Annotated in this window: 13 protein-coding genes; 8 read left to right on the forward strand and 5 right to left on the reverse strand. The window is 71.9% G+C overall.

Annotated features, from left to right (window positions below):
• Positions 1 to 166: 166 nt before the first annotated feature.
• The 4 genes from SSP29_RS34660 to SSP29_RS34675 form a co-directional block, all read right to left on the reverse strand.
• Positions 167 to 409 (reverse strand): hypothetical protein, encoded by a 243-nt coding sequence (locus tag SSP29_RS34660; RefSeq protein ID WP_145968984.1) that lies wholly within the window; start codon positions 407 to 409, stop codon positions 167 to 169.
• Positions 410 to 685: 276 nt separating this feature from the next.
• The gene (locus SSP29_RS34665) at positions 686 to 1,420 is read right to left on the reverse strand and encodes an alpha/beta hydrolase fold domain-containing protein (RefSeq protein WP_089104850.1); all 735 of its coding nucleotides are present in this window, start codon (positions 1,418 to 1,420) and stop codon (positions 686 to 688) included.
• Positions 1,410 to 2,129, reverse strand: coding sequence for an enoyl-CoA hydratase/isomerase family protein (locus SSP29_RS34670; RefSeq protein WP_089104851.1), 720 nt, complete (start codon positions 2,127 to 2,129; stop codon positions 1,410 to 1,412). Before SSP29_RS34670 ends, SSP29_RS34665 begins: the two co-directional genes overlap by 11 nt.
• Positions 2,130 to 2,176: 47 nt before the next feature.
• Positions 2,177 to 3,160 (reverse strand): ferredoxin--NADP reductase, encoded by a 984-nt coding sequence (locus tag SSP29_RS34675; protein WP_089104852.1) that lies wholly within the window; start codon positions 3,158 to 3,160, stop codon positions 2,177 to 2,179.
• A gap of 82 nt (positions 3,161 to 3,242) precedes the next feature.
• Between SSP29_RS34675 and SSP29_RS34680 the strand changes: the two genes are divergently transcribed.
• From SSP29_RS34680 to SSP29_RS34710, 7 genes are read left to right on the forward strand one after another with little or no spacing between them, the layout of a single operon-like run.
• Positions 3,243 to 4,805, forward strand: a complete 1,563-nt coding sequence (locus SSP29_RS34680) for an AMP-binding protein (RefSeq protein WP_218036946.1) — start codon at positions 3,243 to 3,245, stop codon at positions 4,803 to 4,805.
• A gap of 35 nt (positions 4,806 to 4,840) precedes the next feature.
• Entirely contained in the window at positions 4,841 to 6,019 is a 1,179-nt protein-coding gene (locus SSP29_RS34685; RefSeq protein ID WP_089104853.1) for an amidohydrolase family protein, read from the forward strand.
• Positions 6,016 to 7,458 (forward strand): FadD3 family acyl-CoA ligase, encoded by a 1,443-nt coding sequence (locus SSP29_RS34690; RefSeq protein WP_150135480.1) that lies wholly within the window; start codon positions 6,016 to 6,018, stop codon positions 7,456 to 7,458. The genes SSP29_RS34685 and SSP29_RS34690 overlap by 4 nt, the downstream gene beginning before the upstream one ends.
• Positions 7,455 to 9,032: a methylmalonyl-CoA mutase family protein gene (locus SSP29_RS34695; RefSeq protein ID WP_089104854.1), complete on the forward strand. Its 1,578-nt coding sequence runs from the start codon at positions 7,455 to 7,457 to the stop codon at positions 9,030 to 9,032. Before SSP29_RS34690 ends, SSP29_RS34695 begins: the two co-directional genes overlap by 4 nt.
• On the forward strand, positions 9,032 to 9,433 hold the full coding sequence (locus SSP29_RS34700; protein WP_089104855.1) for a cobalamin B12-binding domain-containing protein: 402 nt from the start codon (positions 9,032 to 9,034) through the stop codon (positions 9,431 to 9,433). Before SSP29_RS34695 ends, SSP29_RS34700 begins: the two co-directional genes overlap by 1 nt.
• A 1-nt stretch (position 9,434) precedes the next feature.
• Positions 9,435 to 10,391, forward strand: coding sequence for a TIGR03564 family F420-dependent LLM class oxidoreductase (locus SSP29_RS34705; RefSeq protein WP_089104856.1), 957 nt, complete (start codon positions 9,435 to 9,437; stop codon positions 10,389 to 10,391).
• Positions 10,388 to 11,440, forward strand: coding sequence for a CaiB/BaiF CoA transferase family protein (locus SSP29_RS34710; RefSeq protein ID WP_089104857.1), 1,053 nt, complete (start codon positions 10,388 to 10,390; stop codon positions 11,438 to 11,440). Before SSP29_RS34705 ends, SSP29_RS34710 begins: the two co-directional genes overlap by 4 nt.
• Before the next feature lie 133 nt (positions 11,441 to 11,573).
• Here SSP29_RS34710 and SSP29_RS34715 read toward each other — a convergent pair whose 3' ends face one another.
• Complete coding sequence (locus SSP29_RS34715; protein ID WP_089104858.1) at positions 11,574 to 12,341, reverse strand: SDR family NAD(P)-dependent oxidoreductase; 768 nt, start codon at positions 12,339 to 12,341, stop codon at positions 11,574 to 11,576.
• A 47-nt stretch (positions 12,342 to 12,388) separates the two neighbouring features.
• On the opposite strand from SSP29_RS34715, the gene SSP29_RS34720 reads away from it, so the two are divergent.
• Positions 12,389 to 12,982 (forward strand): TetR/AcrR family transcriptional regulator, encoded by a 594-nt coding sequence (locus SSP29_RS34720; RefSeq protein ID WP_167450061.1) that lies wholly within the window; start codon positions 12,389 to 12,391, stop codon positions 12,980 to 12,982.
• The last annotated feature ends 23 nt before the right edge of the window (positions 12,983 to 13,005 follow it).

Consider the following 13,005-nt stretch of genomic DNA (forward strand, 5'->3'; position numbering starts at 1 on the left):
GCACGTACGACGAGCCCGGGATGCGCAACCCGTTCGCACATCCTTTGCTCCGCCGCTCCATCGCCTCTTGGCCTGGCTGCACTACGCCCCCAGAAATCACTCACGGTGACCACGGCCCTTGCTGGCTGAGGAATACGCGACTCTCGATTACGCGAGGTCGCCAGTTTCATGCCCCGTGAAGGACGCCGCTCGCCCCCGTACGCGAGGACGCCATGGCCGCAACGCTCCGGGAAGAGCCGATCCCCACGACCGTGCCCAGGCTGTACAAAGCAGCCGCCTGAAGCCGCAGCCGCTGCGCCAGACCGACCGGGCCGACACCGAACAGCCGCAGAGCGCCGCCCACCCGGGCAACGGCCGTCGGCGGCGCCAACGACTGGGCGAGTGGGGTAAACCGCTCGATCACCTCCATGAGTTCTCCGAGCCCTTCGCCCTGGCGAAGCCTCACGTGGAAGAAGACCGCTTCCTTCGCTACACCCTCCCGAGCGCAGGCCGTACGAGCGCCTGCTGCCACAACCGGATGGACGATCGCCGTCTCGATCTCAGGTGGCCAGCCAGTTCGCCGTCTTGGGCCTTCAAGATTCCGCGAACCTGTCGGCTTCGGGGCGGCGCGGTACCGACCGGTGGTTTCTGCGCGTCACGGACGGCCGTACTCATCTGCGAGAAGTCGTCCGCCCCGCCGTGCCGTTCAGCGTCGGTGGGGTGTGACCAGGCCGGTCGAGCACCAGGTGCGCAGAAACGCCGCTGTTGCTTCCAGCTGCCTGAGTCCCTGCGCGGAGGAGTCCTCGTAGATCCGCATGTCGACCTCGACCCCCGAGTGCGCCGCGCGGGTCGCGAGGGACAGCGTGTCGTCCAGGAGCATCTCCGTGCCCGCCGCGTGCAGTTGGATCGGCGGCAGGCCGTGGAGGTTGCCGTGCAGGGGGCTGAGAAGGGGGTGGGTGCGCGGCGTCGGGCCCGCGTACGCGGCCGCCCGGACGGTCAGGGCCTCCGCGTCCACCGTACGGTCCGCTGCCGCGTTGAGCAGCAGGCTCGACGCGTCCAGCGTGAAGTCCAGTACCGGTGACGACAGCACCGCACAGGACGGCGGAGCCGCCCCCTCGTCGCGCAGCCGCAGCAACAGACCGGCGGCGAGGGCACCGCCCAGCCGCTTGCCGGCCACGGCCGCGGGCCCCCGGCCGTGGCAGTGCTCCCAGGCGGCGTAGGCGTCCTCCAGGGCTTCGGGGAAGCGGAGCCGGTAGCGGGCGCACACGACCGCGTAGCCGGTGTGCCGGGCCAGTGCGCGTGCCGTGGGCAGGGCGTCCTGCGGGGTGCCCGCGAGCCGCGGGTCGCCGTGCAGATACAGCACCGTCTGCTCCACGGCCGCGCCCTCGGGCCGTACCTCCGGCCCGAACGGCCCTTCCTCGACGTGGATCTCACCTGCCACGGGACATCACCTTCTCCGCCGCCTGCCAGTGTTCGTCGGACACCCAGAGCCGGGCGAAGGCCGCCGCGGCCTCGTGCGGCGGCCGGGCCCGGGTGGTGAGGTTCTTGATCTCGCGGGCCTGCGCGGTGGCGAGCGACCGCGCCGTCTCCCGCCATCCGCCGGCGAACCCGGCCCGGGGCAGCACGAGGTCCACCAGCCCCAGCCGCTCGGCCTCGGCAGCGCCCAGGACGCGCCCGGTGCCCGCCAGCAGCAGCGCCCGGCCCGGCCCCACCAGCCGGGCCAGCCGCTCGGCGCCGCCCCACGCGGGCACGATGGCGAGCTTCGTCTGGTTGAAGCCGATACGGATGTCGTCGGCGGCGATCCGGATGTCGGCGGCGACCGCGACCTCCGCGCCGCCGCCGAAGGCGTGCCCGTTGAGGGCGGCCACCACCGGGCCGGGGAAGGCGGCGATCCGGTCGCACAGTGCCCGCATCCGCAGCGCCATCCCGGCCGCCTCGTCCTCGGTGCGCAGCCGCGCCAGCTCCTTGAGATCGCCGCCGGACACGAACGCCTTGTCGCCCGCGCCGGTCACCACCAGCGCCCTCGCCCCCTCGGCCGAGTCCAGGGCCTTGTCGAGTTCGCCCATGGTGGCCGGGTCGATGGCGTTGCGGGCGTGCGGGCGGTCGATGGTGACGACGGCCAGGCCGTCCTCCAGTTCCAGATCAACCATGCGTGGCCTTCCGGTCGAACGGGCGGGTGCCGGTGGTTCGGCGGGCGTCAGTCCTCGTAGACGACGGTCACCTCGGCGGTCGTGGGTTCGGCCTGGCAGGTGAGCACATAGCCCTCGGCGATCTCGTCGGGTTCCAGGGCGTTGTTCACGCGCATCTTGGCCTCGCCGTCGGTCAGCCGTGCCATGCAGGTGGCGCAGTCCCCGGACTCGCAGGAGAAGGGCGGGGTGAAGCCGGCCCGGCGCGCGCTCTGCAGCAGCGTCTCGCCCGCGCGTTGCGGCACGGTACGGCGCTGTCCGCGCAGGCCGACGGTGACGGTGCCCGGGACGGGCTCGGCCGACGACTCGGCGGCCGCCACCGGCGTGAACCGCTCGACGAAGATCCGCCCGGCGGGCGTCCCGGCCGCGAGCAACGTGCTCTCGACCAGTGCCATGAACGGCTCCGGCCCGCAGAGATAGTGGTCCGCGTCGCTGTCGGCGAGGGCCCGTATCTCGTCGGCGGCGACCAGTCCGTCCCGGTCGTCGAGGTGATCGTGGATGCGGAGCCGGCCGGGATGGCGAGCGGCCAGGGCGCCGAGTGCCTCGCGGAAGATGGCCGAGCCGGCGCTCTGGTGGGCCGTCAGCAGCCTGACCTCGCGCGGAGTTGTCGCCAGTGCGCTCTTGGCCAGGGAGAACACCGGTGTGATCCCGCTCCCGCCGGCGTATCCGACCAGCGGCCGGTCCGTCGCCTCCGTGCGCAGGCAGAAGGAGCCGCCGGGCCTGGTGGCCTCAAGGGTGTCGCCCGGCCGCAGCTGTGTGTGCATCCAGCCGGAGACCAGCCCGCCCGGCACCCGCTTCACCGTTACGCACAGCTCGCCGTCGGTGTCGGGCGAGGACGACATGGAGTAACTGCGCAGCGTTCCGCACACCTTGAAGGTCAGGAACTGTCCGGCCCGGTAGGGGAACGGCGCGTCTAGGGCGAAGGTGCGCGTGTCCGGCGTCTCGTCGACGATCCGGGTGATCCGCACCGGATGGAAGCCGTGGTCCCGTGCCATGTATGGAACTTACCTTCTCGCTATGGGAGAGTGCAATTCTCCTACAGGTGCAATGGTGACTGCGACGAGGAGATCCCCTGTCATGTCGACGACTTCCCTCGGTGCCCTGCGGCCGCTGCCGCCCGCACTGCCGGCGCGTTACGAGGCCGAGGGCTGGTGGACCCGCGAGACCCTCGGCGAGCTGCTGGCCGCCGGACTGGCCACGGCGGGGGACGTGGAGTTCCGTGTGCACTCCGAGGAGCGTCCGTGGGCCGGCACCTTCGCCGACGTCGAACGGGTGGCGCGGCGGCTCGCCGCCGGGCTGCGGGCGCGCGGGGTCGGCCCCGGCGACGTGGTCGCCATGCAGCTGCCCAACTGGGTGGAAGCCGCGGCCGTGTTCTGGGCCGCCGCCTTCCTGGGCGCGGTGGTCGTGCCGGTCGTCCACTTCTACGGGCCCAAGGAGGTCGGCTACATCCTCGGCGCGACGCGCCCCAAGGTGTTCTTCGCGGCCGAGCGCTTCGGCCGGTCCGAGTTCCGCCCGGAGGTGTGCGCGGACGTCCCGGTCGTCGGCGTCGTGGGCCGCGACTTCGAGGTGCTGCTCGCCGACGAACCCCTGGCCGGCGTCCTGCCCGTCGACCCGGACGCCCCCGCGCTCATCGCCTTCACCTCGGGCACCACCCGGGACCCGAAGGGTGTGATCCACAGTCACCGGACCCTGGGCTACGAGACCCGTCAACTGGCCGCGAGCTACCCGCCCGACCGGGGACGGCAGTTCACCGTGGCGCCGGTAGGCCACTTCATCGGCATGATCAACGCCTTTCTCATCCCCGTCCTCGACGGCACCCCGGTCAACCTCGGCGACACCTGGAACCCCGCCCAGGCGCTCGCGCTGATGCGGGCCGAGGGGCTCACGGTCGGCGGGGGAGCGACGTACTACATGACGAGCCTGCTCGACCACCCCGACTGCACGCCGGAGCACATCGCGCACCTCAAGTACGCAGGACTGGGCGGCGCTTCCGTCGCCTCCGCCGTGACGACCCGGCTGGAGTCCCTGGGCATCGGCGTCTTCCGGGCCTACGGCTCCACCGAGCACCCGTCCGTGACCTGCACCCCCTACGACGGCCCGGCCGCCAAGCGGCTGCACACCGACGGACTCCCCTTGCCCGGTGTCGAGTTGAGACTGGCCGAGGACGGCGAGATCCTCACCCGGGGCCCCGACCTCTGCCTCGGCTACACCGACCCCGCCCTGACGGCCGCCGCCTTCGACGAGGACGGCTGGTACCGCACCGGCGACATCGGCGTGCTCGACGCCGACGGATACCTGACCATCACCGACCGCAAGGCCGACGTCATCATCCGCGGCGGCGAGAACATCAGCGCCCTGGAGGTCGAGGAGGTGCTGCTCGGCCTGCCCGGAGTGGCCGAGGTCGCCGTGGTCGCCGTACCCGACCCGCGCCTGGGGGAGCGGGCCGCGGCCGTACTGCGGATGCGCCCCGGCTGGTCCGCGCCGGTCCTGGCCGAGGTGCGCACGCACTTCCAACGCTCGGGGCTGGCCCGGCAGAAGTGGCCCGAGGAGATCCGCTCGGTCGACGACTTCCCCCGGACACCGAGCGGCAAGGTCAAGAAGTTCGAGCTCCGGCGGAACATTGCCACTACCGCACAGTGAGAATACGATTCTCAAGATTGGTGAAGGAGGATCTCATGCCCTCTCGCGCGCTCGCGTATCCGCTGTTCGACGCGGACAACCACCTCTACGAGACGCAGGAAGCGCTCACGAAGTACCTGCCCAAGGAGTACGACGGGGCCATCGAGTACGTGACCGTCCGGGGCCGCACGAAGATCGCGATCCGTGGGCAGATCAGCGAGTACATCCCCAACCCCACCTTCGACGTGGTCGCCCGCCCCGGCGCCATGGAGGAGTACTTCAAGGTCGGCAACCCGACCGGCAAGACCCGGCGGGAGATATTCGGCGAACCGATGCGCTCCGTTCCGGCCTTCCGTGAACCGGCCCCGCGCCTGGAGCTCATGGACGAACTGGGCATCCAGCGCAGCCTGATGTTCCCCACCCTCGCGAGCCTCATCGAGGAGCGCATGAAGGACGACCCGGAGCTGATCCACGCGGTCATCCACGCCCTCAACGAATGGCTGCACGACACCTGGTCCTTCACCTACAAGGACCGCATCTTCACCGTGCCGGTCATCACCCTCCCCATCGTGGAGAGGGCGATCGACGAGCTGAACTGGGTCGTGGAGCGGGGCGCCCGCGCCATCCTGGTCCGCCCCGCGCCCGTGCCCGGATTCGGTGCCACCCGCTCCTTCGCGCTGCCGGAGTTCGACCCGTTCTGGAAGCGGGTCGTCGAGACCGGCGTGCTGGTCGCCTTCCACTCCTCCGACAGCGGCTACGCCCGCTACGCCAACGACTGGGAGGGCAACACACGCGAGTTTCTGCCCTTCAAGCCGAACGCGTTCCGCCAGGTCAACGAGTGGCGGCCGATCGAGGACGCCGTCTCGTCCCTCATCTGCCACGGCACGCTCTCCCGCTTCCCGGAGCTGAAGGTCGCGGTGATCGAGAACGGCGCCTCCTGGGTGGAGCCGCTGCTCGGCCGGCTCGCGGACGTGCACAAGAAGATGCCCCACGAGTTCCAGGAGGACCCGGTCGAGGTCTTCCGGCGGAACATCCACATCAGCCCGTTCTGGGAGGAGGACATGGCCCGGCTCGGCGACCTCATCGGCATCGAACGGGTCCTGTTCGGCTCCGACTACCCCCACCCGGAGGGCCTGGCCGACCCGGTCACCTACGTCGACCACCTGGCCAAGCTGACCGAGGCCGACAAGGCCAGGGTCATGGGCGGCAACCTCGCCCGGCTGATCGACGCATGACCGCGACGATGCCGTGGCGCAGCATCCCCGAACTGGTGCGCAGCGCCGCCGACCGGTTCGGGGACGCGGAGGCCGTGGTCGACGGCGAACTGCGTCTCACCTTCACCGATCTGGCCGACCGGGTACGGCGCACCGCCGGGGCGTTCGCCTCGGTGGGCGTCGGGCCCGGCGACCGGGTCGCGGTGTGGGCCCCGAACTCGGCCGAGTGGGCGGTCGCCGCGTTCGGCGCGCTCACCGCGGGAGGCGTGCTCGTACCGGTGAACACCAGGTTCCGGGACGAGGAGGCCCACGACATCGTCGTCCGCAGCGGCGCCAAGGTGCTGTGCGTCCAGAACGGCTTCCTGGACCGGGAGTTCACCGGCCCGCCCGGCGTTCCCGTCATCGACGTGCGCACGGACGGGTTCCTGGGCTCCGGGGAGCCGCTGGAGCGCGAGGTCGGCGAGGACGACCTCGCCGACATCATCTTCACCTCCGGCACGACCGGCCGCCCCAAGGGCGTGATGACCACCCACGGCCAGACCCTCCGCCTGTACGCCGAGTGGTGCGACCTGGCCCAACTCCGCCAGGGCGACCGCTACTTGATCGTCAACCCGTTCTTCCACATCTTCGGCTACAAGGCGGGCCTGGTCGCCTCCATGATCCGGGGCGCGACCGTCCTCCCGGTGGCCGTCTTCGACGTGGACCGCGTCCTGGACCTGGTGGAGCGGGAGCGGGTGACGGTCCTGCCGGGCCCGCCGACGCTGTACCACTCCCTGCTCCAGACGGGTGCCGGGCACGACCTGTCCTCGCTCCGGGTCGCGGTGACCGGCTCCGCCGACATCCCGGTCGAGCTGGTCCGCCGTATCACCACCGAGCTGCCCTTCACCCACCTCATGACCGGCTACGGGCTCACCGAGGCCGGCACCGTCACCGCGTCCCGGCCCGGCGACCCCTACGAGGCCGTCGCCACGACCGTGGGCAGGCCCTGCGAGGGCTTCGAGGTGCGCCTCGCGGCGGACCAGGAGGTCCTAGTGCGCGGCTACTCCGTCATGCTCGGCTACCTCGACGACCCCGAGGCGACCGCCGAGGCCGTGGACGCCGACGGCTGGCTGCACACCGGGGACCTGGGCGAACTCGACGGCGACGGGCGGCTGAGGATCGTCGGCCGCAAGAAGGACATGTTCATCGTCGGCGGCTTCAACGCCTACCCGGCCGAGATCGAGGGCTTCCTGCTCCGGCACCCGGCCGTCGCCCAGGCCGCCGTGATCGGCGTGCCCGACGCGCGGATGGGCCAGGTCGGCAAGGCGTTCGTGGTGCCCCGCGGCACGGTGACGGAGGCCGAGCTGATCGCCTGGGCCAGGGAGCGGATGGCCGGCTTCAAGGTGCCCCGGCAGGTCGAGTTCCGCTCGCAGCTGCCGCTGAACGCCACCGGCAAGGTGATGAAGGACCAGCTGTCATGACCGACGAACCCCGCACCGCGTCCGGCATCCCCCTCAAGCCGGTCTACGGCCCCGCGGACCTGCACGCCGAACCCCCGGCCCCCGGCGCCTTCCCCTTCACCCGCGGCAACTACCCCACCGGCTACCGGGGCCGTACCTGGACCCTGCGCCAGTACTCCGGCTTCGGCACCCCCGAGGAGTCCAACCGCCGTTACCGCTACCTCCTCGACCAGGGCGGCACCGGCCTGTCGGTGGCGCTCGACCTGCCCACCCAGTGCGGCTACGACTCCGACGACCCGGAGTACACGGACGAGGTCGGCCGCGTCGGAGTCGCCCTCGACACCCTCGCCGACGCCGAGATCCTCTTCGGCACGATCCCGCTGGACCGGATCAGCACCAGCTTCACCATCAACGGCACGGCGGCCATCCTGCTCGCCTTCTACGTCGCCGCCGCCGAGAAGCGCGGCATCCCGCGCGCGAAGCTGACCGGCACCATCCAGAACGACATCCTCAAGGAGTACGCCTCGCGCGGCACCTGGATCTGGCCGCCCACACCCTCGCTCAGACTCATCGCCGACACCATCGAGTTCTGCGCCGCCGAGGTACCCCGCTTCAACGCGATCTCGGTCGCCGGAGCGCACTTCCGGGACGCGGGCGCCAACGCCGTGCAGGAGATGGCGTTCACCCTCGCCGACGGGGTGACGTACTGCGAAACCGTGCTGGAACGCGGGCGTATGACCATCGACGAGTTCGCCCCGCAGATCTCCTTCTTCTTCTACACGCACGGCGATTTCTTCGAGGAGATCGCCAAGTACCGTGCGGGACGCCGGAGATGGGCGACCATCGTGCGCGAGCGGTTCGGCGCACGGACCGACAAGGCGTGCATGTTCCGCTTCGGCTGCGTGGCTGGCGGGGCCTCGTTGTACGCGCCGCAGGCCCGCAACAACACCGTGCGCGTCGCCTACGAGGCCCTCGCTTCCGTGCTCGGCGGCGTGCAGTCGATGTTCACCGCCGCCTGGGACGAGCCGTTCGCGCTGCCCAGCGAGGAGTCGGCCACGCTCGCCCTGCGCACCCAGCAGATCCTCGCCCACGAGACGGGGGTGGCACGGGTGGCCGACCCGCTGGGCGGCTCGTACTTCGTGGAGGCGCTCACCGACGCCACGGAGGAGCGGATCACCGCGATCATGGCCGACCTGGAGGCGCACGGCGGAATGGTCCGCTGCATCGAGGACGGCTACCTCCAGGGGCTCATCGCCGACGAGGCCTGGCGGCTGCACCAGGAGGTCGACTCCGGGCTGCGGCCCGTCGTCGGCGTCAACCGCTTCACCGCCGAGGAGCCCCCGCCCGACCTGGCCACCTACGAACTCGACCCCGAGGGACGGGAACGGCAGCTCAAGCGGCTCGCCCAGGTCAGGGGCGAGCGCAGCGGCGCAGAGGTACGGGCCCGCCTCACCGGGCTGAAACGCGCCGCCGAAGGAGACACCAACCTCATGGATCCCCTGATCGCCTGCGCCAACGCCTACTGCACGGTCGGCGAGATCGCCGGAGCCCTGCGCCAGGTGTGGGGCGAGTTCCGGCAGCCGGTGGTGTTCTGATGACCGCGCCGGTGCGGGTGCTCGTCGCAAAACCCGGGCTCGACGGGCACGACCGCGGGGCCAAGCTGGTGGCGCGCGGACTGCGTGACGCCGGGTTCGAGGTGGTGTTCACGGGCATCCGGTGGCGGGTGGCGGACATCGTCGCCACCGCCGTCCAGGAGGACGTGGCCGTGGTCGGCCTGTCGATCCTCTCCGGCGCCCATGTCACGCTGACCCGCCGCACGGTCAGCGGGCTGCGCGCGGCGGGAGCGCATGACATCCCCGTCGTCGTCGGCGGCACGATCCCGGCCGCCGACGTGGCGCTGCTGCGGGAGGCCGGTGCGGCGGCCGTGTTTCCCACCGGCACCCCGCTGCACGCCATCGTCGCGGACATCCGCGCACTGACCGCCCAGGAGGGCTGACATGCGAGTCGGAGTGATGAGCGGTCCCGAGCGGGGCGACGCGGCGCACAAGGCGGCGCGCATGGTCGACGACGCCCGCTGGGCCGAGGACGCCGGCTTCGACACCGTGTGGGTGCCCCAGGTGCCCACCGACTTCGACGCCCTCACCGCCGTCTCCCTGATGGGACAGGCCACTTCGCGCATCGAACTGGGCACGGCGGTGGTCCCGGTGCACGCCCAGCACCCGGTGGCCCTGGCCCGGCAGGCGATCTCGGCCCAGGCCGCCGCCGGCGGACGACTCGCCCTCGGCGTGGGCGCCTCCCACCACTGGATCGTCCGCGACATGCTCGGCGTCCCGTACGAGAAGCCGGCCGCCTACACCCGCGCCTACCTCGAAGTCCTCAACACGGCTTTCAGCGGCGCGAGTTCGGTGGACGTCGAGAACGACGTCTTCCAGGTGCACAATCCGCTCACCCTCGCCCCGGTCGCCCCCCTGCCGGTCCTGGTCGCCGCCCTCGGCCCGGTGATGCTGCGCATCGCGGGCGAGTACACCGACGGCACCGTCCTCTGGATGGCGGACGAACGGGCCGTGGCCGAGCACGTCGTGCCGACGCTCACCAAGGCGGCGGAGGCGGCGGGTCGTCCGGCCCCGCGCATCGTGGCGGGCATCCCGGTCTGCCTCTGCGCTCCGCACGAGGTGGACGCGGCCCGGGAGCGCGCCAACCGGATCCTCGGCGAGGCGGAGGTATCGCCCAACTACCGACGGCTCCTTGAGTACGGTGACGCGCGCGACGTCGGCGACCTGTGCGCGGCCGGCGACGAGGCGGCCATCGCGGCCCGCTTCCGGCGCTTCGCCGACGCGGGCGTGACCGACCTGTCTGTCCGCCTGCTGCCCATCGGTACCGGGCGGGACGAACTGGTCGCCTCCAAGCTCCGCACCCGGGACGCGGTCGCGGCCCTCGCCGCGGACGTCCGGTGACCGGCGGGCCGGGCCCGCTGGCGGCGCTGCGCGTCCTGGAGGTCGGCCACATCCTCGCCGGCCCCTACGCCACCATGCTGCTCGCCGACCTCGGGGCACAGGTCACCAAAGTGGAACCCCCCGGCGGCGACCTGTCCCGGCAGGTGTCCGACGCCTACTTCGCCAGCCTCAACCGGGGCAAGCGCTCGGTCCGCCTGGACCTGACCACGCCGGGCGGCCAGGACCGGCTGCACGACCTGGTACGCGAGGCGGACGCACTGCTCGTCAACCTCAAACCGTCCGCCATCCACCGCTTCGGTCTCACCTATGAAGCCCTGAAGCCCTACAACGAACGCCTGGTGTGCGTCGCCCTCACCGGCTGGGGCATGGCCGCCGGCGACGAACCCGCCTTCGACTACGTCGTCCAGGCCGCCACCGGCATCGCCGCCCTGACCGGCGACCCGGACGGCCCGCCGCTGCTGCCCGGCTACTCCTCCGCCGACAACTCGGCCGGACTCGCCGCCGCGCTCGGCCTGCTGGCCCAGGTGGTCTCGGGGCGGGGCGGACAGATCGAGGTCTCCCTGCGGGACGTGATGCTCTCCCAGCTCAACTACCACGCCTCGGGCTGGCTCAACGACGGAGTCGCCCCTCGCCGCCTCGGCGGAGCGCACTCCTACTACGTCCCCGCCCAGCTCTTCCCGACCGCCGACGGACACCTGGCCCTGTTCATCACCCACGACGGCTTCTGGCGTGCCTTCGCGGCCGAGGCCGGCATCGAGGGCTTCCCGACGATGACCGAGCGTGCGGCACGCCGCGACGAGGTGATCGCCGCGGTGACCAAGGCCCTGGCCGCCGACACGGCCGTGGGCTGGGAGGCCCGCCTGCGCCCGCTCCGGGTCCCCGCCGCGGCCGTCCGCACCCTTCCCGAGGCGCTCGCCGAGGCTCCGGACGCGGTGGTGGACGCAGGCGGCCACCGGCTGGTCGGCAGCCCGTTCCGCGTCACCGGCTACGAGCCGTCGTACGGGTCACCGCCGGCCCTGGGCGAACACGGCGATGCCGACACCCTCTAGGCGCCGTCAGCCGACCGCGGCACCGTCGTGGCTGGTCGCGCCCACGCGGCGGTAGCCGCATATCCAATACCGCCCCGCGCCCCTTCGGGGGCGCTCCCGAACCGCAGCGGACTTTGCCGGACCTGCTTAGGCGTCACGGCATCCCGCCGTCCACCCGTAGCGTCGCCCCGCTGGTGTACGAGGACGCTTCCGACATCAGGTAGAGCGCGGCGCCCACGACCTCGCGCGGGTCCCCGATGCGTTGCAGGGCGTGCGCGCGGACTCCCTCGGTGAGCTGCTCCGGGTCCTGCTGCCAGCCGCGGGTGGCCCACGTGTCGAACGGGCCGCACATCAGCGTGTTGACCCGTACCGCCGGGCCGAGCGCCTGTGCCAGACCCACGGTCACCGCGTTCAGCCCCGCCTTGGCGGCCGCGTACGGCACGATCGCGGGACGCGGCCGGACCGAGCCGGTGGAGCTGACGTTGACGATCGTGCCGCCCCCGGCCTCGGCCATCCGGGCCCCGGCCAGTACGGACAGCCGGAACGGGCCCTTGAGGTTGAGGCCCACCACCGCGTCGAACATCTTCTCCGTGACCTCGGTCAGGTCGTCGTAGACGGGAGACATCCCGGCGTTGTTGACCAGCACGTCGAGCCTGCCGAAGCGCGCGTGGACGGCGTCGACCAGGCCGGGCAGCTCGTCCCAGCGGCCCACGTGAACGGCGTACGGGAGCGCCGCGCGCCCCGTCTCCTTCTCGATCTCGGTGCTCACGGCGGCGCAGGCGTCGTACTTCCGGCTGGCGACGACGACGTCCGCGCCGCAGCGGGCCGCCCCGAACGCCATCGCCCGCCCCAGGCCCCGGCTGCCGCCGGTGACGAGGACCACCCGGCCGGAGAGGTCGAACAGCTCGTCCGCGTAGCCCATGCCCGCCTCCTGGAGTGTTCTCGATTATGAGAGTAGCGTTCTCCGGTGTGCAGAATAGCATTCGGGATCGTGATGCCGAGGCGTTGCTGGACGCCGGACTGGCCCTGATGGTGACGGGCGGTGGGCGCCGGCCCCGGGTGGCCGACATCGTGGCCGCCGCGGGTCTGTCGAACGACGCCTTCTACCGCTCCTTCGCGAGCAAGGACGCCCTGGTGGAGGCCATCGTCGAGCGCGGCGCGCGCACCCTCGTCGGGTATGTCCGGCACCGGATCGCGCGGGCGGCCGGGCGCGGTCCGGAGGCCCGGCTGCGGGCCGGGCTGGAAGCGGTCGTGCGGCAGGCTTCCGACGCGACCCTGGCCCGGCAGACCCGGGCGGTGCTGGCCAACGCGACCGGACACGCACCCCGGGCCTCGCACGTCACCGTCGCGCTGGTGGACGCCCTGGCCGCACTGTTCGCCCAGTCCGCCGCCGAGTTGGGGGCGGGCGACCCGATGCGCTCCGCCCGGACCGCGGCGGGCGCGGTCGTCGCGGCCCTGCAGTACTGGCTGTTCACCGAGGAGGTGCCAGGGCGTGCCGAGACCGAGCATCTGGTCGGCTTCCTGCTCGCGGGAGTGTGCGCCCCGGATCCGCGCAGAGGGTGAGTCCTGTTGCTGGACGACGAGAA

The sequence above is a fragment of the Streptomyces hyaluromycini genome, from assembly GCF_002217755.1.
Classification (GTDB): Bacteria; Actinomycetota; Actinomycetes; order Streptomycetales; family Streptomycetaceae; genus Streptomyces; species Streptomyces hyaluromycini.

Bases quoted from the DNA above. Each gene is read 5' to 3' on its own strand.
- SSP29_RS34660 (WP_145968984.1), bottom strand. From the start codon at position 409: ATGGAGGTGATCGAGCGGTTTACCCCACTCGCCCAGTCGTTGGCGCCG.
- SSP29_RS34670 (WP_089104851.1), bottom strand. From the start codon at position 2,129: ATGGTTGATCTGGAACTGGAGGACGGCCTGGCCGTCGTCACCATCGAC.
- SSP29_RS34675 (WP_089104852.1), bottom strand. From the start codon at position 3,160: ATGGCACGGGACCACGGCTTCCATCCGGTGCGGATCACCCGGATCGTC.
- SSP29_RS34680 (WP_218036946.1), top strand. From the start codon at position 3,243: ATGTCGACGACTTCCCTCGGTGCCCTGCGGCCGCTGCCGCCCGCACTG.
- SSP29_RS34685 (WP_089104853.1), top strand. From the start codon at position 4,841: ATGCCCTCTCGCGCGCTCGCGTATCCGCTGTTCGACGCGGACAACCAC.
- SSP29_RS34690 (WP_150135480.1), top strand. From the start codon at position 6,016: ATGACCGCGACGATGCCGTGGCGCAGCATCCCCGAACTGGTGCGCAGC.
- SSP29_RS34695 (WP_089104854.1), top strand. From the start codon at position 7,455: ATGACCGACGAACCCCGCACCGCGTCCGGCATCCCCCTCAAGCCGGTC.
- SSP29_RS34700 (WP_089104855.1), top strand. From the start codon at position 9,032: ATGACCGCGCCGGTGCGGGTGCTCGTCGCAAAACCCGGGCTCGACGGG.
- SSP29_RS34705 (WP_089104856.1), top strand. From the start codon at position 9,435: ATGCGAGTCGGAGTGATGAGCGGTCCCGAGCGGGGCGACGCGGCGCAC.
- SSP29_RS34715 (WP_089104858.1), bottom strand. From the start codon at position 12,341: ATGGGCTACGCGGACGAGCTGTTCGACCTCTCCGGCCGGGTGGTCCTC.